The organism is Alkalihalophilus marmarensis DSM 21297 (genome assembly GCF_000474275.2).
In the GTDB taxonomy this organism is placed as follows: Bacteria; Bacillota; Bacilli; order Bacillales; family Bacillaceae_D; genus Alkalihalophilus; species Alkalihalophilus marmarensis.
Genome location: NZ_ATAE01000006.1, coordinates 54,344 through 71,939 on the forward strand (window position 1 = coordinate 54,344; position 17,596 = coordinate 71,939).

The following is a 17,596-nucleotide window of genomic DNA, read 5'->3' on the forward strand; positions in this document are numbered from 1 at the left end:
ATAGTAAAGGAAGGTGATTGAATATGGTTCAGGCTTTAATTATTTTTGTTGCCCAGCTTTTATTTGTACCAGTCTTAACCTTACGTACGATTATGATGGTTAAGGGGATGAAAGAGAAGGCTGCTGCTATGGGTATACTTGAGGGGATTATTTATGTTGGAGCACTTGGACTCGTGTTCAGTGATCTATCCAACTATTTAAATATGGCTTCGTATGCATTGGGCTTTGGTGTTGGACTTTATATCGGAGCAATTATTGAACAAAAGCTCGCGATTGGTTATGTAACAATTGAAGTCAACATTATGCAGCGTAATGAGGAATTAACAAATCGTTTAAGAGAGGTAGGATTCAGTGTTTCGACTGCTGAAGTAGAAGGAATGAATTCTTCTCGTTTTAGACTAGATTGCACAGCTCGGAGAGATCGTGAGCGAGAGTTTATTGAAATTGTAAATGCTTATGAGCCAAGTGCGTTTATCGTTTCCTTTGAACCGCGTAATTTTAAAGGCGGTTACATTACAAAAGCGATGAAAAAGCGTAAAGAAAAATTCTTGAAGAAGAAAATGAGTGCATAATATAAATGATAGAGGAAGACATAAGGGGAACCTTATGTTTTTTTCTTTGTGTAAATAAGAATGATTTTGATTTGTGAGGTTATTTATGATATTTTTGTAGAAAAGAAGAGAAGGAGACAGGTCAATGAAACAAATTCCTGCATATGTGTTAACGGGATTCCTTGGCAGCGGAAAAACCACTGTCCTGCAGCGTATGATCCAATCAGCTAAAGATGACGGCTTAAGACCAATTATTGTCTTGAATGAGCTAGGTGAAACGAATGTAGAACGTCATTTATTTACTGATGTTGAAATGGTTGAATTATTGAATGGATGCATTTGCTGTACGATTCAAGAAGATATGAGAACCGAACTAGAGGAGCTTTTGCGCTCAGACGATCCAGGAGATATATTATTTATAGAAGGGACAGGCATTGCTAATCCCCAAGAAATAATGGAAGCACTCACACACCCACATTTAGTTGAGGCCGTTCAATTACAGTCGATTATAAGTGTAATAGATACTAGTAAATTTCTCGAGTATCAAAGCCGGTTTCAAAGTTCTAAAGACGTAAGACAGTTATTAAAACAACAGGTTGAGTTTGCCTCATTACTCTTATTTAATAAGATGGATTTAACAGACGGCCGTACGCTTAACAAAGTTAAAAAGAAAGTTGAAGTTTTGAAGCAGAAAAACACTCCTATTATTGAAACTGAGATGGGAAATGTAGATCATACTGAGTTGTTCGCCTCAAGATTTAAGTGGGAATTAGAAGAGTCTGAAAAAAGTCAAAACCACCATCACCACCATCATCATCATCAACATACTTTCCAAGCTGTTCGAGTAAAAGATGTACCGAATATAGAGAGGGTAGCTTTTGAGAAGTGGCTGAAGAAAAATGATGAGCTGATCATTCGAGCTAAAGGAGTAATTCGCTTAACTGAAACACCAAGACTCTTTCACTTTCAATATGCATCCAAGACTTTGCAGTTAACGCCTGCTGAAAGGGAAGATGAGCCTGTTATCATTTTGATTGGCACAGGAATTCAGAAAGAAGAGTTATTGGATTCTTTTAAGAAGAATTGTTAATGAAACGATAATAGAGGTCGGGATTTTATTAGAGTGCTGGATCAAGATACGAACCCATCGCTAATCTAGCGGATGAAATAAATGTAGATTGTGGGGGATAAAGAAGGTACAGAAGATGTTTCTTCCTGCTGTAGTTGGTTGATTTCCACTGCAGGCACACGCTTTCCGCGGGCGGCCCGGGAGCTTCCTTGTCGCATTCGCTCCTCTGGGATCTCCCTGGTCACGCGCATACCGCTGGAGTCGGCGCCTTCCGCTCCAAACAACATGGCAAAGATGTTGTAAAGTGTCCCACTTTTATAATCACTGTTCAGTGAACTTAGCAGATAGACCTAGACCCAAGGATGTCTGCATTTTTATTATTTGAACTGACGATAACTATATCGCTACACTTAATAATTATTGAATGTACTAATCTAGCGGAGGAAATATACGGAGACTCCTGCGTGATGTAAAGCAGGGCTGAGACCCCACAGGGCCAAGCCCGAGGAGGCTCAGCAGCTTCCCGCGGAAAGCGAAGTATATTTCAGGAGCGGAGAGCTTACGCCTACACTGCATTTTTTGCCTTTTTCAGTTGAACTGACAACTTTCCAGCTCCACATCAATTTAATAATTTAAAGGAGCGCTATACATATGCGGTATCTGAAATGTCAGATTACCAGAAGTTAAAATACCTTTATCACTCAACTTCTTTACGTTCTATACGTGTACGGAGTCATTTTTGAGTGCTTGTAATTTTTTTTCAAAGTCACCTTCTATAAGCCCCTTTTCAGTAATGATTCCGCTAATCAGTTCATTAGGTACAACATCAAAAGCAGGGTTAAATACTTTGGTACCATCAGGTGCAAGCGCAACACCTTGGAGGTGAGTCACTTCTTGGGGTGCCCGTTCTTCAATAGGAATATCTTCTCCTGTTGACGTGTTGAGGTCAATGGTTGAAAAAGGTGCTGCCACATAAAAAGGAATATCATGTGCTGTAGCCAAGATGGCAAGACCGTATGTACCTATCTTATTTGCAGTATCTCCATTAGCGGCTATTCGGTCCGCTCCAACAATCACCGCAGTAATGTTTTTTGTCTTTAATACATGAGCAGCCATACTGTCAGTAATTAAGGTTACATCAGTACCAAGCTGTTGCAATTCCCAAGCAGTTAGTCTTGCACCTTGTAAAACGGGTCTGGTCTCACACGCATAAGCTTTTAATTCTATATCTCTTTCTTTTGCGAGGTAAAAAGGAGCCAGAGCTGTACCGTACTGAGCCGTTGCGATCCCTCCAGCATTACAGATCGTTAGTACCGTATCTCCCTCTTCCAAGAGCTCTAGACCAAATTCTCCAATTTTTCTACACGTATTCCTATCTTCCTCTTGGATCGCTATTGCCTCAAATACACACCGCTTTTTTGCTTCCTCGACACTTTTAGCTTTAATAGCTGCTTCAATCACTCGGTCTATGGCCCAGAATAAATTAACAGCAGTAGGGCGGCTTGTGGCAAGATAATCTCGTTTGGCCCGCAGCTCATCTAAAAAGAGTTCAAGTTGATTAGATTGCTTTTCTTCGCTCCATAAAACGAGGCCAAAAGCTGCGGCTATACCAATCGCAGGTGCGCCTCTTACTTTAAGAAACGTGATGGCCTCCCAAACTTCCTCAATGGAAACGGCATCTACAAAAATCACTTTATGAGGTAATTGTCTTTGGTCTAGGATCCGGAGTACGTTTGTTTCTTGATTCCACTCAACAGATTGAATGGTCATTTTAACACATCCTTTGTTTCTTGAATTAATTGATCAATCGTACGAATATTTCGTCTTTTTATGATGAAAGTGCTTCCTAATTGCAACGCATTTTGCTGAGCGTATAAACGTTTTTGACAATCTGAAATGTTATCAATATCAGCCACATGAGCAAGTCCAATAATCCTTCTAATTAATTCACAGCCAGCAAAGCCAACAGCATCTTCAAAAATGGTACCTAGCATATAATCGACGTAGCCTTCTGTTTGTATAAAAGCTTCTACATGGTGGTTTTGCCATAGCTTTTTATATTCTTCTTTAAATACCTCTACTGTTTCGATGATGGTTTGATACAGGTCAGAATGCTGCTGTTCATCTATAGCCGTTTTTGAGATGGTATTTAATAGTATATTAGCAATAAATAAACCTAAATCAAAGCCAGCAGGACCATAAAAAGCAAATTCCGGATCAATCACTTTTGTTTCTTCTGCAGTAACAAACACACTCCCTGTGTGGAGATCCCCGTGAATGAGAGCTTCTGATTTTGTAAGAAATATATATTTAAGTTTGGCAGCTTCTAGCTTAAGCTCTTCGTTTTTCCATAGTTCATTCACAGTATCTTTCAAATGATCTTCGAAGTCATTTGTATCATGATCAAAGAAAGGATCTGTGAACACGAGGTCTTCTGTGATTTTACAAAGCTCAGGATTTGTAAATCTAACTGAGATTTCTTTTATCTCTTGCTGGTTTTCACCAAAAGGAGAGGAATGAAAGATCGTTTTTGCTAGATATGTCCCAATATGCCTGCCAAGATTAGGGTAGGTCTCACCATCAATTAGTCCTTTTCTTAAGATAGTATAGTCAGATAAATCTTCCATAACAGTGATAGCTAAGTCATCATCAGTATGTATCACGTTAGGAACCAATGATGGGACAGTTTCTGCAGCTTTTTGCAAGGCTTCCGCTTCAATTTTTGCTCGTCTTAAAGTAAGGGGCCAGCTTTCCCCTACCACTTTTGCATAAGGTAGTGCTTGTTTGATAATGAGAGATTGTCCGCTTAGTGAATCGCTCAAGTGAAATACATAATTAAGATTACCATCACCAATCTCTTTGCATATAAGAAGAGAAGGTGCAGGGAAGAGGCCGAGCTTCTGATTAAGCTTTTCGATGTAGGCGATAGCCGTTTCTTCTGTGAATGGTTCATAACTTGTCGTGGCAATGCTTGTACTCATTAGATCATCTCCTAAAATAATAAAAATAAAAAACCTCTTTTCTGATCGAAAAGAGGTGGATGTATGATCGCATCTCTCTTATCTCTCAGACAAAGTCTGTTGGATGTAGCACCGTGCCATTGATAAGTTTAAATCATCAATTATAAAAGAAAGGTCGGTTGCTGGGCGTCATAGGGCCAATTCCCTCAGCCTACTCGTAATAAGAGTGGAATATGAAGTTTTTGGAAAAATGTAAGATCACTTGATGAAAACTATAAAACATGTATCTACAATTCGTCAATATTTTTTTAAAATAAATAATTTTCAAATCTGATTAAAATAATTATTGACAAGTTAAGTTAGTACCTGTCATGATAGTAACAATAAATTGATTGTTCAGTTTATTCTGCCGGGAATTTTTAGATTTAAGTGAGTTTAATTAGAATTTTATACCAATCTCTTATCAAGAGCAGGTGGAGGGACAAGCCCAGTGAAGCCCGGCAACCGGTTTGAAAAACACGGTGCTAATTCTTGCAGCGATTATTAGCTGATAGATAAGAGGGAGTTTAAACTATACAAACCTCTCCCTCTTTAGGAAGAGGTTTTTTTGTTTACTATTCATGCAGGAGGTCTAAAAATGACAGTTATCGCTCAGTATTTAGTTCATGATCAAAATGGTGAATTTGAAAAAAAAGCAGAAAAAATTGCAATAGGACTAACGGTTGGTTCGTGGACCGATCTGCCAGAACTTGAAAAAGCACAACTGCTTGCTCATAAAGGTGAAGTTGTTGAAGTGAGGGAAATAGAGGAATCAGCAGATGGAGTCAGAAGAGGGTTAATTAGTATTTCTTTTCCTGCTGCTAACTACAGCTTTGATCTGCCGGCTATTCTTACTACGACCTTTGGCAAACTATCTTTAGACGGCTCAATCAAACTGATCGATCTACATTTCAGCAATGAAATTCAACGCCATTTCAAAGGACCGCGTTTTGGAATTCAAGGGGTGAGAGAATTAACAGGTGCTTACGATCGTCCATTGGTGATGAGTATATTTAAGGCAGCTATTGGAAGGTCACTCGACTCGCTTCATGAGCAAATGCTTCATCAAGCGTTAGGTGGGGTTGATTTAGTGAAAGACGATGAAATTCTATTTGAAAATGAATTAACTCCCCTTGAGCAAAGAGTTCCGGTTGGGCTTGCAGCGATTGCTGAAGCAGCAGAAGAAACTGGAAATCGGCCTTTATATGCTGTGAATTTAACAGGAAAGACATTTGAGTTGAAAGAGCGGGCAAAAACAGCGATTGAACTCGGAGCACCGGCCTTACTGTTTAACGTATTTACATACGGACTCGATGTTCTTCAAGGGTTAAGAGAAGACCCGGAAATTGATGTGCCGATCTTAGCACATCCAGCCTTTTCAGGGGCTATAACCTCTTCTAGTAGATATGGGGTGAGCAATCCATTACTTTTAGGGAAATTACTACGTATGGCTGGTGCAGACCTAGTCTTATTCCCGTCACCTTATGGCAGTGTAGCGATGCCCAAACAAGAAACATTACAAATTGCTCAAGCTTTGCGAACAGCAGAGGAGCCATACGCTCAAGCATTTCCTGTCCCATCAGCAGGTATTCACCCAGGTATGACAGCGCAATTAATTGAAGACTTTGGAATTGATACTGTCATTAATGCAGGCGGAGGCATTCATGGTCATCCAGAAGGAGCGAGCGCAGGCGGTGCAGCTTTTAGAGAAGCTATAGATGGTGTTCTGTCTGGCCAGACATTAGAAGAGAAGGCTGAATCAAGTTTAAACTTGAGAAAGGCACTAGATACGTGGGGGCTCATAAAAGTATGAAGAAACCGATTATTTTCTGTGACTTTGACGGGACAATTACAGAATCAGACAACATTATTGCTCTAATGAAGCAGTTTGCCCCTCCTGAATGGGAAGAGATCAAGGATCAGATTTTAAATCAAACCATTACGATACAAGAAGGGGTCGGGAAATTATTCTCCTATATTCCCTCTTCTAAAAAGCAAGACATGCTTGAATTTCTCAGGGAGAACGCACACTATCGGGAGGGTTTTGCTTCCCTGTTAACTTATGCGAATGAAAAAGATATCCCATTTTACGTAGTGAGCGGAGGCATTGATTTTTTTGTTTATCCAATGCTTGCAGAATTTGATGTGCCTCTAGAGCAGATCTATTGTAATAAAGCCGATTTTTCAGGTGAGAAAATCCTAATTAAATGGCCGCATTCTTGTGATACGCATTGCACTAATGGCTGCGGATGCTGCAAACCAAGTATTATACGATCATTCGATGAGACATTGCATGAGCGTATTGTCATTGGCGATTCAATAACTGATCTTGAAGCAGCAAAGTTAGCAGACTTAGTTTTTGCACGAGACTATCTAAAAGAAAAATGCGAGGAATTAAATATTACCTATCAGCCTTTTGAAAATTTTCATCAGATTACGAATTACTTAGAAGGGAGGAAGTCAGTTTGTCGATAGATAAGTGGAACGAATTAGCTGATATTAAAGATGAATTAGCTGCTCGTGATTGGTTTCCTGGAACAAGCGGCAACCTTTCTATAAAGGTAAATAATGAGCCGTTATCTTTTTATGTGACAGCTAGCGGAGTAGATAAGCGTAAACGAACGGAAAAAGATTTTTTGTTAGTGGATCAATGGGGTCAATCTATCGAACAAACATCCTTAAAACCTTCTGCAGAAACGCTCCTTCATGCACAAGTATACCGGTTAACGGACGCTGGATGCTCGCTGCATGTGCATACAATTGATAATAATTTAATTTCAGATATGTACGGTGATACAGGAGCCGTAACGTTTAGAGGCAATGAATTAATTAAAGCATTCAATATTTGGGAAGAGGACGGGGAATTAACGATCCCTATTGTTCGTAATTTTGGAGATATCCCTAAACTTAGCCAAGCTGTTGCTGATGTTATTAAACCAGAAACGAGAGCTGTTTTAATTAGAAATCACGGAATCACTGTCTGGGGGCGTGACGGCCTAGAAGCTAAAAAACATCTGGAAGCACTTGAATTTTTGTTCAGCTTTCATGTGAAACAGCTGCTTCTCACACAACATGTACAAGCGATTAAGGGAGGAATGAACTATGGCAACATTGAGATTTCATGATACGAACGAGAGACTAGAAGGAGAAAAGGTAGAAGCATATTTAAATGATCAAGGTGTTATCCATGAAAACTGGTCAACAGATAAACTACCGTCTCACTTAGTTGAAAAGTACACATTATCAGAGGCTGAGAAAGAAGAAATTCTAGAAGTTTATGCAAATGAAATTGCTGATATTTCAGAGAGAAGAGGCTATCTAACTGCAGATGTAATCTCACTATCTTCTGCTACGCCCAAGCTTGAAGATTTACTTAAAAACTTTAAGCAAGAACACCATCATACTGATGACGAAGTACGTTATATTGTGAGCGGACATGGGATATTTGCTATTGAGGGGAAAGATGGCCGTTTCTTTGAAGTAGAGTTAGAACCGGGCGATCTAATTTCTGTACCTGAAAATTATCGTCACTATTTCACGCTGCAAGAAGATCGCCAAGTCGTAGCCATTCGCATTTTTAAAACAAAAGAAGGATGGGTGCCGGTATATGATCGAAAAGAGGAAGTAAAATAAAAAAAGCTGGGACGGAAGTATTTAACTGAGAGCGAACAAAATGCTACTTCATCTGAAGCATAGTATGAAGCGGAGTGTTGAAAAAACTTTACTCCTCTGGCGTTATTGTTTGCAAGACTCATTAAATGCTTTGTCCTTTTTTCTTTTTTTAATAGAGGCGCTGCATGTAGCTTTCTTCAAGCTGCTGCTGAATTGTTTCTGTGTCACGATTCAATGTCTTTGCATGACTTGATAAAATAGAGGCTGGATTTGGAAGTTCATTATCATACGAAGTTGAATCCCATAAGTTTGAACGAATAAAAGCTTTGGCACAGTGTATGAAGCACTCTTCTACCTCAACGACTATTCCTAAAATGGGGATTTTCCCTTTTACACTCATTGATTCTAATAAATTTTGATCATTCGTTACTCTAGCCTTCCCGTTGATTCGTAGAGTTTCATTAAGTCCAGGAATGATACATAACAAGCCTATCTGAGAGTTCTGAAGAATGTTTTTGATGGAATCAAGCCGCTTATTGCCTGGTCTCTCAGGAATAATCAATGTTTTTGAATCAAGGATGGATACAAAGCCCGGAGCATCTCCTCGTGGTGATGCGTCACATAAACCAGCTGCGTTGGCTGTAGATAATACGACAAAGGGAGATTTAGATAGAAACTCGCTCACATGCCGATCAATGTGATCAATAACTTTTCGTTTAGCTAAAAGACTAGGTTCCCCAAGCATATTTAAAAGTTCATTTTCTGTATTAATAAAAGAACAATCAGACAATTTCATAGATTAAAGCTCCTTTGGTTGATTTTACTATATTTATCATACTAACTTCCTTGTCGTTCGTAAATGCTTTAATGCTTATTTCTGATGTTTATGAAAACCTGAATTAGGGAAAGGATTTATTGAGATAGTAAAAGGAGTGAATGAAATGAATATACTAGTAGTTGGAGCAAATGGAAATGTAGCAAAGCAAGCTATTAAAGAATTAAGCAAAAGTGATCATAAGGCAGTAGCGATGATTAGAGATGACAAACAGACAGAATCACTTATGGATGCAGGCGCAGACAGAGTGGTCATTGCTGATTTAGAGGAAAATATCGATCATGCCTTTGACGGGATAGATGCTGTCATCTTTGCAGCTGGTTCTGGAGGTCATACCGGGGCAGATAAAACGATTTTAATTGACATGTGGGGTGCGATGAAAGCAGTAGATGCTGCGAAAAAACATAAGGTCGACCGCTTTGTTCTGCTTAGCTCAATGGGGACTGTTGATCCTGATAAGAGTGATCGCATCAAACATTACCTTGTTGCTAAAAAAATAGCAGACGATCATCTAAAACAATCAGGTTTAAATTATACAATCGTACGACCAGGCACTCTCACAGATGATGAGGCTCTTGGAAAAATTAAACTAGAGCAGGAAATTGAAGTGCGCGATACCACGATCACTAGAGCGGATGTTGCTAAGGTTTTAGCTGAGGTTGTGGATCGGGTGAATACCTATGGTAAAACGTTTGAAATTTTAAATGGTGATACACCAATTAATGAAGCTCTAGATCGAGTGTAAAAAGGAATCTTTAGGTGAGTGAACAATATTTGTTCACTCACCTTTTTTATTTTTCCTCATACACATAGGGTGAGGTGAGGGCTATGACAGGAAGTGCATTTCTCTTTTATGAGATGCTTGGGCTGTTAGTTATCGGATTCATAGGCTTTACAGCGCGGAAGGTGAGAATTCTGCCAGTTGAAGCAAATAGGGTTTTGACCCAAGTGATTTTATACATTACTCTTCCTTCTTTGATCCTTTATGCTATGGACATTAACTTATCAACTGAAATCATGTTTGAACTCCTATGGTTAATAGGTTTATCGATATATGCTATGGCAGTTGCAATCTTAGTAGGAAGAGGAATGCGAAGGAGTGCGACATTACCTGAGAATAAGCAAGGTGTGTATGAAGGGTTAATTGTATTTGGAAATCAAGGATTCATCGGATACGCCGTTACTTTTTATTTGTTTGGAGAAATAGGAGTGTTATATACAGCTATTTTTATAATTTTTTATCTATTTTTAATCTGGTCGTATGCCATCTACTTAGTGGCGAGAAACTATCAAAAAATTAACCTATCCTTATTATTCTGGAATCCTGGTATAATCGCTATTACTCTTGGATTGGTCATAATGCTATTGCCCTTCGGCTGGCCTTCTCCTGTATCCTCCCTGCTTTTAACACTAGGACAATTGACAATGCCATTATCAATGTTATTGATAGGCAGTTTATTAGCTGGTTTGACGTCTTCTACTTGCCGGAAATTAATGACATCGAAGTATGTGTGGCTTGCCGTGCTGGCAAAATTAGTTGTCATTCCTGTTTTTCTTTTACCTTTTATCTATTTGCCTGTTTCTATGACTGTTATCGGAGTAGCTATCCTTGTGACAGCAACACCATCTGCACCAACCATTACAATGTATGCAGAGAAATATGGAGGCGATACTAAGTTTGCGGCAGTTATAGTGGCAGCGGGGACAATTCTTTGTGTGCTGACGATTCCGTTATTGTACAGCTTGATCGTATGGCTTTCATAATATAGTTAGTTTTAGAAACGTTAAAACGAAGAAGGAGCTGTCCCAGCAGGACAGCTCCTTTTTAATGTTCTTTATTCAAGTTCCATAATGAAGTTTGCATCAAAATAGAAGAAAATGAAGATGGCAGCAACAAAGCAATAAATGGCAAAGTAAATAAGTTTGCTGCGTTTTAGGAACTCAATCAGCCATACAATACCTAGCCATGAAAAAATGAATGTAGCGATGAAAGCAACGACTAATGCCAGGACCCCTGTTTCAGCAACTAGTGTGCCGTCTGTAAAATCACCAATAGCTAACACTGTTGATCCTAGGATTACAGGAATAGATAAAAGGAACGAGTAGCGTACAGCCGTTTCTTTATTTAATCCTGCAAATAACCCTGTAATTAGAGTCGCTCCAGACCTTGAGATTCCAGGAATAACAGCAAGTGTCTGTCCTAAACCTACGATAATTGCATCGACAAATGTCATGTCTTTTTCTGTTCGGTTTCCGTGTTTAACAAAACGTTCAATAATAATCAAGAAGATTCCCGTTGTAGCAAGAGCTAAGGCGATAAAAGGTGGTGTTTTTAAAACACTGCCAATCGAATCTTCTAGTAATACGCCTAACACACCTGTAATTCCAGTTGCTACGATAATATAGAGTCCAAATAAAAAATGCACACGGTTTTCTTTTGAACGATTCCCAAAAAATGAGAAGAATCCAATAATGACTTCAACGATATCTTTTCTGAAATAGATGACAACCGCTAAGATGGAAGCGAGGTGTAAAAAGATCTCAAATCCAAATCCGGGGAAAGAGTAATTAAAAACCATTTGTGTAATGATAATATGAGCCGTACTTGATATAGGAAGAAATTCAGTAATTCCCTGAACAATTCCAAAAATGATTGCTTCAATTATTGACATAGTAGGTTCCTTCCTTTTTATGAATAGTCATTTTTTTATTGGGTAATAACTGCTTCATTCTAGCAAACTTTTCATTTTTAGAAAAGAGTATTTAGTAGAAATACATCGTACGTTCACTTTATTGTTTATTGCGGCTTCGTTTTTAAAATTCTATAATGTAGGGAGAAAATAGAGTAAGTGATTTTAGAATGGATGTGGAAAAATGAAACGGAAAAGAACCTTTTTGGTTTTAGCTATAGCGTGTATTTTAGCAGTTGTGACGGTTGTAACAATGGACAGGCAAGAGGTAGGTAATGAAGTTGGGATGGTTGCTGAAGATTTTGTACTGCCGACCTATCAAGGCGTTCAAGAATCATTTAATCAGTACGAGGGTCAAGTTGTGATCCTTAATATGTGGGCCTCATGGTGTGAGCCATGCCGTGATGAAATGCCAGACTTTATGGAACTACAGCAAGAATATCATCAAGAGGGTTTAGACATAGTGACTGTAAATATGCAGACGTATGAACGAACGCTAAATGATGCCCCTGAATTTATAGAAGAAATGAATCTCACACTTCCTGTTTTTTTTGATGAAGATGGGGTTGTATCAGATCGTTACGGAATAAGAGTTCTGCCGACAACTTTTGTTATTGACCGTGAAGGAGTCATTGCCCATGTGATTCCTGGTGAAGTGAATTATGAAAGATTAGAAGAATTGATTAAACCATTATTATAAGTGGATCTAGTGTAAGTCGAGCCTATGCTCGGCTTTTTGTGTTGAAGATGAGGAATTAGTAATTTATGAATAATTTGGAAGGGGAACTTCATACTATGAGCAAAGGAAAAGAACGGAGCTGATGTGAGATGTTTGCAGAAGTGCGAGATCAGATCAAAGCTATTGTGTTTGAAGATAATCATATACAGATTTTGCAGACATCTCGCACACAACAAGCTGTTTTATACAAAGCGCTGACAAAAAAAGGACGGATAGGAGATACGGTTATATTAAATACCACAGCGAGCGAATTGAATCTAGGTACCGGAGGATATGATTTTGTTAAATCAGTGGGAGAGAATGCCCATGTGACTCCTTGTCTAAATAGGGATGACGGTCATATTCTGAAATTACGATATACTCCGATGCAGCATCAAGTCTTATCTGTAGAATCACAGGAAAGTCCATATCATTCATTGTTTCAAACCGCGTTTTCTTTAGAGAAGAAGCCTGTTTTAGTCGGTGAATTGCATAGTATGATTCCCATCCTCTATGCAGGTTCTAAAGTTTTAGACAAAGGGGCTACTGTGTGTATTATCATTGATGATCAAGCAGCTTTGCCTCTTATGCTCAGTGAACACATTAGAGCACTTGAAGGAGAAGAGACATTTGTAACCATTACGGTAGGCCAGGCTTTTGGAGGGACATATGAAGCAATTACCATCCAAACTGCTCTTCAATTTGCCCATGAACATCTTAAAGCTGACATTATTATGATCACTGTCGGTCCTGGAGTTGTAGGCACAGGAAGTTATTACGGATTTACAGGAATGTCTTTGGCGAATTGGTCTAATAATGTGGCGGCTTTAGGGGGGATTCCTGTATGGATTCCGCGCTTGTCCTTTGCTGATAAAAGGAAGCGGCATAGAGGGATTAGTCATCATACATTAACGCCGCTAATAGAAGCAGTCCTGACGAAGGTTATCTTGCCCCTGCCCCTTTTAAAAGGAGATAGGCTTGAAATGATTGACAACCAGCTTTCTTTGCTGCAAAAAGCAAAAGTGAGCCCTGAAATAAAGTGGATCGAAGAACAGGAAGTTCAACAAAAGACAGAGCAAGCTCTTCGTACGTTAGGAAAAGATATTAAGACTATGGGAAGAGGCTATCAAGAAGATCCAGCTTTTTTCTGGGCAGTGGTGGCAGCATTATGGACCAGTCTTAATTTAGGCCGTGAATGAACAGTCTTAACCCAGTCTTCTACGTACTCAAAATGCTGCATAGACTCTTTCAGTTTGGCATTAATTTCCCAAGCTTTACCTGCTAAAACGATTCCTTGATTGTGTACATAGACTTTCATATCTCACACATCCTCGAATGATAGATTATATGGTACACTTCTATGTAATAACTATGTCAAAAAGAACCTAGGAGTGAGATCGTTGAATCATCTTTACGAAAAAACAATCAAATCTAACTCGATATACAGCGGCAAGATCATTGACTTGCAAGTGGATGAAGTAGAACTGCCTAACGGAAAAACAAGTAAAAGAGAGATTATTAAACACCCTGGAGCTGTAGCTATTCTTCCTATTACAACAGAAGGAAAGTTGATTTTAGTTAGGCAATTTCGAAAAGCACTTGAAAAAACGATTATTGAAATACCAGCAGGCAAGTTGGATGAAGGGGAAGAGCCTGCTGATTGTGCGAAAAGAGAGCTTGCAGAAGAAACAGGTTATGTAACAGACAATCTTGACTTTTTACTTTCATTTTATACATCACCTGGATTTGCTGATGAGCTCATTTATATGTATGTGGCTACTGGTCTTACAGCAGGGGAAGTAAGCAGGGATGAAGATGAATTTCTAGATGTGATCGAGGTAACACTTGAGGAAGCAGAAGAGATGGTGCGAGATGAACGGATTCATGATGCCAAAACAGCTTATGCGATTCAATATATGCGGTTAATGAAATATCTTGATAAATAAGAGGAGCGCTCCTGCTTTGAGAGTAGGAGCGCATTGTTGTTGTGTAATTAACATATCACCGAACTTGTTTACGATAGGGCTTGCTCTAGATCATAAATAATATCTTCAACGTTCTCTATTCCTACAGACAGACGAATTAGACCATCTGCAATCCCCATCTTTATCCGTTCTTCTCGAGGTACAACGGAGTGAGTCATAGAAGCAGGGTGCTGAATCAATGAATCAACATCCCCTAGGCTGACAGCACATTTAAGTAATTCAAGTTTGTTCATCATGTTAAGTCCAGCTTCAAGTCCTTCTTTTAATTCAAAGCTGATAAGTCCGCCGAAACCGTCCATTTGTCTTTTTGCGAGTTCGTGTTGTGGGAAGCTTTTTAACCCAGGATACATGACATTCGTCACTTTTGGGTGGGATTCTAGGAATTCGGCAACCTTTTGAGCATTTTCAGAGTGCCGGTCCATTCGTACACCTAATGTTTTTATTCCTCTGACAAGTAAAAAGGCATCAAATGGAGCAAGGATTCCGCCAATATCTTTTTGAGTTGTAAATTGAATATGCTCAAGAAATTCTTTTGTACCAACAGCGACACCAGCTACAAGGTCCCCATGTCCACCTAAATATTTTGTTGCACTATGGACCACCACATCACACCCATATTCTAGGGGACGCTGCAAGTAAGGAGACATAAATGTGTTATCTACTACTGTAGTCACATTATGCTCTTTTCCTATTTGACCTATAAGTGCTAAGTCAATGATTTGCATCGTTGGATTAATCGGAGTTTCAATATAGATAACTTTCGTATTTTCTTTTATTTCACGGAGGATGCTTTCTTTATCTCGCATATCACATAATGTGTAGTCCACATTAAACTTATCTTTTAAAATCGATAAAAAGCCAAATGTACAACCATAGAGGCCTCGTGAGCATAAAATATGATCTCCGGAGCGCACAAGACCTAGAAGCACAGCCGAAATAGCAGCCATACCAGACGCGAATGCTAATGCTTTTTCTCCTTTTTCAAGAGCTGCGATTTTTTCTTCTAATGAGGTAACTGTCGGGTTTCCAAGTCTTGAATATACATAACCTTCCTCTTCGCCGGCAAACCGCCTTCCGCCTATCTCTGCACTAGGAAAGACGAAAGTAGACGTTTGGTGAATAGGTAGAGCAAGTGAACCGGTAAGAGGATCTGGTTTGTACCCTTTATGGACAGCTAATGTTTGAAAGCCTTGCTCTCGGTTGGATTCTTTTGATGACATGATATCCCTCTTCTCTTTTTGTAAACGTTTTCATAATAGATGAAAAAAATAGCACACGTAATGGATGCCCCTCATTATTACTATACTAAAAATGAGCAAGTTTAAAAAGAAGAAAAAATCTATCATTTTATCTGCAGGCATAGATTGCAGCTTGTCTTCATAGAGTAGAGTAAGAGTGTACAGAGGAGGGATGCGGATGTTTAAGTATGGGGTAAGAGATATGATCTCATTTCACATCCAAGAAAATAGATCGATTTATTTATTCATAACTGTATTATTTTTAATTGGAATTATTTTTGGTGCCATCGTCGTTAATAGCTTGAGTTTGACACAAAAGCATGACTTATATATGTATTTGGGGCAATTTTTTGGACAGGTATCAGAGGGGAACCTAGCACAATCATCTGCTATTTTCAGTCAAAGCTTCGCTCATTATGCTAAATACTTTGGACTTATGTGGCTGCTTGGACTCTCAGTAATTGGGCTGCCGGTTATACTAATATTGTTATTTTTAAAGGGAGTCGTTGTTGGATTTACGGTCGGCTTTCTTGTCAATCAAATGGGAATGTCAGGCTTTCTTCTTTCCTTTGTAGCAATCATGCCCCAAAATTTTATCCTTGTACCAGCTTTCTTAATAGCAGGTACCGCAAGTGTAGCTTTTTGTTTGAAAATGATTCGTCATCAATTTTTAAAAAAATCAAGTACTCCTTTCTTTCCGATTTTCATTAAGTATTCTGCATTAATACTATGTGTGGGGGCAGCGCTTGCTGCAGCGTCTGCTGTAGAGGCATATCTTTCACCTTTGTTAATGAGGTTTGTACTAACTACTTTTTAATAATTATTCTTAAATAAGAACATATGATTAACTTTAAATAATAATCATTATTGATTGACACTATTTTTTAAGATGATTATAATGATAGGAGGTTAAAGGCTTGGGAGGGACACACATACAATGGAGAAAAGACTAGAAAGAATTAAAAAGCATTTGCACTCACAAAGCTATAAATTAACACCGCAGCGTGAAGCAACCGTTCGTGTGTTACTTGAGCATGAAGAGGATCACTTGAGTGCAGAAGATGTATACCTCCTTGTCAAAGATAAAGCACCGGAAATTGGACTAGCTACGGTATACCGCACGCTAGAATTACTAGCTGAACTTAAAATTGTTGATAAAATTAATTTTGGTGATGGCGTATCGAGATTTGATCTCAGACAAGAAGGAGCCGCTCACTTTCACCATCATTTAGTATGCATAGAATGTGGTGCAGTAGACGAAATTCAAGAAGATTTACTTGGTGATGTGGAAGAGATCGTTGAGCGTGATTGGAACTTTAAAATTAAAGATCATCGTTTAACTTTTCATGGGATCTGTTATCGCTGTAAGGATAAAGACCAATCAAATGAAAACTCTAAGGAAGATTTAAATAGAGATTAAATAAAGTGCCGTTCACGAGGTGAATGGGCACTTTTTATATTGTGCAGACACTTAATACAGGAACCTAATGCAAGCACCTAATCACTCGTTTGTTAAGACAGGTATAATCCTCACACTTTTTGGCATAGCTTGATAGTAACAGCTAATCCAAATGGATTTAACTTTATCGAGGTGAGGATATGAAACAGTGGTTTTTGCTCGTTTTACAAAGTATTAAAGTTTTTCTGCTATTTATAGGATGCACAGTTCTATTTTATTATGGTATCCTATGGGTGAGTGCTGAGTATGAAAGCTATCATCGATATGATGAACCAAAAGGAAAAGCGGTCAAAGTGATGAGTTATGAATCAAATGAGATAGAGATGACATGGGTCGAGCGTCTAATGATGTACTATCATTTTGGTGAATAGTTTCTTAGTTTTAATGGACTTATTTGTGCTTCTCATTTTATAGACAATTCATCAAGGGCTTTAAATAAA

The 17,596-nt window shown here is 38.7% G+C and carries 20 protein-coding genes and 2 riboswitches; of the genes, 14 read left to right on the forward strand and 6 right to left on the reverse strand.

Features of this window, described 5'->3' with window-relative positions; all coding sequences use genetic code 11:
* Nucleotides 1-23: 23 nt before the first annotated feature.
* Nucleotides 24-572: a DUF2179 domain-containing protein gene (locus A33I_RS03175; protein WP_012958342.1), complete on the forward strand. Its 549-nt coding sequence runs from the start codon at nucleotides 24-26 to the stop codon at nucleotides 570-572.
* A gap of 124 nt (nucleotides 573-696) precedes the next feature.
* The gene (locus A33I_RS03180) at nucleotides 697-1,641 is read left to right on the forward strand and encodes a CobW family GTP-binding protein (protein ID WP_022627012.1); all 945 of its coding nucleotides are present in this window, start codon (nucleotides 697-699) and stop codon (nucleotides 1,639-1,641) included.
* A 696-nt stretch (nucleotides 1,642-2,337) separates the two neighbouring features.
* Here A33I_RS03180 and mtnA read toward each other — a convergent pair.
* Nucleotides 2,338-3,390, reverse strand: coding sequence for an S-methyl-5-thioribose-1-phosphate isomerase (gene mtnA, locus A33I_RS03185; RefSeq protein WP_022627013.1), 1,053 nt, complete (start codon nucleotides 3,388-3,390; stop codon nucleotides 2,338-2,340).
* The gene (mtnK, locus tag A33I_RS03190; protein WP_022627014.1) at nucleotides 3,387-4,601 is read right to left on the reverse strand and encodes an S-methyl-5-thioribose kinase; all 1,215 of its coding nucleotides are present in this window, start codon (nucleotides 4,599-4,601) and stop codon (nucleotides 3,387-3,389) included. The genes mtnA and mtnK overlap by 4 nt, the downstream gene beginning before the upstream one ends.
* A 75-nt stretch (nucleotides 4,602-4,676) precedes the next feature.
* Nucleotides 4,677-4,807, reverse strand: a riboswitch (SAM riboswitch).
* A 230-nt stretch (nucleotides 4,808-5,037) separates the two neighbouring features.
* Nucleotides 5,038-5,141, forward strand: a riboswitch (SAM riboswitch).
* A 76-nt stretch (nucleotides 5,142-5,217) separates the two neighbouring features.
* Between mtnK and A33I_RS03195 the strand changes: the two genes are divergently transcribed.
* The 4 genes from A33I_RS03195 to A33I_RS03210 are packed head-to-tail and all read left to right on the forward strand — an operon-like array spanning nucleotide 5,218 to nucleotide 8,252.
* Nucleotides 5,218-6,432, forward strand: a complete 1,215-nt coding sequence (locus tag A33I_RS03195) for a 2,3-diketo-5-methylthiopentyl-1-phosphate enolase (RefSeq protein ID WP_022627015.1) — start codon at nucleotides 5,218-5,220, stop codon at nucleotides 6,430-6,432.
* A complete protein-coding gene (locus A33I_RS03200) occupies nucleotides 6,429-7,094 on the forward strand; it encodes a 2-hydroxy-3-keto-5-methylthiopentenyl-1-phosphate phosphatase (RefSeq protein WP_022627016.1) in 666 nt (221 codons plus the stop codon). The genes A33I_RS03195 and A33I_RS03200 overlap by 4 nt, the downstream gene beginning before the upstream one ends.
* Nucleotides 7,085-7,744: a methylthioribulose 1-phosphate dehydratase gene (locus tag A33I_RS03205; RefSeq protein ID WP_022627017.1), complete on the forward strand. Its 660-nt coding sequence runs from the start codon at nucleotides 7,085-7,087 to the stop codon at nucleotides 7,742-7,744. The genes A33I_RS03200 and A33I_RS03205 overlap by 10 nt, the downstream gene beginning before the upstream one ends.
* Nucleotides 7,722-8,252 (forward strand): 1,2-dihydroxy-3-keto-5-methylthiopentene dioxygenase, encoded by a 531-nt coding sequence (locus A33I_RS03210; RefSeq protein ID WP_022627018.1) that lies wholly within the window; start codon nucleotides 7,722-7,724, stop codon nucleotides 8,250-8,252. The genes A33I_RS03205 and A33I_RS03210 overlap by 23 nt, the downstream gene beginning before the upstream one ends.
* Before the next feature lie 148 nt (nucleotides 8,253-8,400).
* On the opposite strand, the gene A33I_RS03215 is transcribed toward A33I_RS03210, so the two are convergent.
* On the reverse strand, nucleotides 8,401-9,027 hold the full coding sequence (locus A33I_RS03215) for a pyridoxamine 5'-phosphate oxidase family protein (RefSeq protein WP_022627019.1): 627 nt from the start codon (nucleotides 9,025-9,027) through the stop codon (nucleotides 8,401-8,403).
* Between the two features lie 145 nt (nucleotides 9,028-9,172).
* Here A33I_RS03215 and A33I_RS03220 point away from each other — a divergent pair, with 145 nt between their 5' ends.
* Complete coding sequence (locus A33I_RS03220; protein WP_012958351.1) at nucleotides 9,173-9,811, forward strand: SDR family oxidoreductase; 639 nt, start codon at nucleotides 9,173-9,175, stop codon at nucleotides 9,809-9,811.
* 83 nt (nucleotides 9,812-9,894) lie between these two features.
* Entirely contained in the window at nucleotides 9,895-10,830 is a 936-nt protein-coding gene (locus A33I_RS03225; RefSeq protein ID WP_022627020.1) for an AEC family transporter, read from the forward strand.
* Nucleotides 10,831-10,901: 71 nt separating this feature from the next.
* On the opposite strand, the gene uppP is transcribed toward A33I_RS03225, so the two are convergent.
* Nucleotides 10,902-11,738 (reverse strand): undecaprenyl-diphosphatase UppP, encoded by an 837-nt coding sequence (gene uppP / locus A33I_RS03230; protein WP_022627021.1) that lies wholly within the window; start codon nucleotides 11,736-11,738, stop codon nucleotides 10,902-10,904.
* A 202-nt stretch (nucleotides 11,739-11,940) separates the two neighbouring features.
* Between uppP and A33I_RS03235 the strand changes: the two genes are divergently transcribed.
* Both A33I_RS03235 and A33I_RS03240 read left to right on the forward strand, forming a co-directional pair.
* A complete protein-coding gene (locus tag A33I_RS03235) occupies nucleotides 11,941-12,456 on the forward strand; it encodes a TlpA family protein disulfide reductase (protein WP_022627022.1) in 516 nt (171 codons plus the stop codon).
* Between the two features lie 128 nt (nucleotides 12,457-12,584).
* Complete coding sequence (locus A33I_RS03240) at nucleotides 12,585-13,673, forward strand: DUF3866 family protein (protein ID WP_022627023.1); 1,089 nt, start codon at nucleotides 12,585-12,587, stop codon at nucleotides 13,671-13,673.
* Here A33I_RS03240 and mciZ read toward each other — a convergent pair.
* A complete protein-coding gene (mciZ, locus tag A33I_RS21490) occupies nucleotides 13,601-13,792 on the reverse strand; it encodes a Z-ring formation inhibitor MciZ (RefSeq protein ID WP_075683493.1) in 192 nt (63 codons plus the stop codon). The two genes, A33I_RS03240 and mciZ, sit on opposite strands and share 73 nt — an antisense overlap.
* Before the next feature lie 82 nt (nucleotides 13,793-13,874).
* Here mciZ and A33I_RS03245 point away from each other — a divergent pair, with 82 nt between their 5' ends.
* Nucleotides 13,875-14,420 carry an NUDIX domain-containing protein gene (locus tag A33I_RS03245; protein WP_022627024.1) on the forward strand — a complete coding sequence of 182 codons (546 nt, stop codon included), beginning with the start codon at nucleotides 13,875-13,877 and terminating at the stop codon, nucleotides 14,418-14,420.
* 68 nt (nucleotides 14,421-14,488) lie between these two features.
* Here A33I_RS03245 and megL read toward each other — a convergent pair whose 3' ends face one another.
* Nucleotides 14,489-15,679, reverse strand: coding sequence for a methionine gamma-lyase (gene megL / locus A33I_RS03250; RefSeq protein ID WP_022627025.1), 1,191 nt, complete (start codon nucleotides 15,677-15,679; stop codon nucleotides 14,489-14,491).
* A gap of 196 nt (nucleotides 15,680-15,875) precedes the next feature.
* Between megL and spoIIM the strand changes: the two genes are divergently transcribed.
* The 3 genes from spoIIM to A33I_RS03265 all read left to right on the forward strand — a co-directional run bounded on the left by spoIIM (nucleotide 15,876) and on the right by A33I_RS03265 (nucleotide 17,527).
* Entirely contained in the window at nucleotides 15,876-16,514 is a 639-nt protein-coding gene (spoIIM, locus tag A33I_RS03255) for a stage II sporulation protein M (RefSeq protein ID WP_012958358.1), read from the forward strand.
* A 120-nt stretch (nucleotides 16,515-16,634) separates the two neighbouring features.
* Complete coding sequence (gene fur / locus A33I_RS03260) at nucleotides 16,635-17,117, forward strand: ferric iron uptake transcriptional regulator (RefSeq protein WP_022627026.1); 483 nt, start codon at nucleotides 16,635-16,637, stop codon at nucleotides 17,115-17,117.
* Nucleotides 17,118-17,296: 179 nt separating this feature from the next.
* Complete coding sequence (locus A33I_RS03265) at nucleotides 17,297-17,527, forward strand: YqzK family protein (RefSeq protein ID WP_022627027.1); 231 nt, start codon at nucleotides 17,297-17,299, stop codon at nucleotides 17,525-17,527.
* Nucleotides 17,528-17,596: the final 69 nt, after the last annotated feature.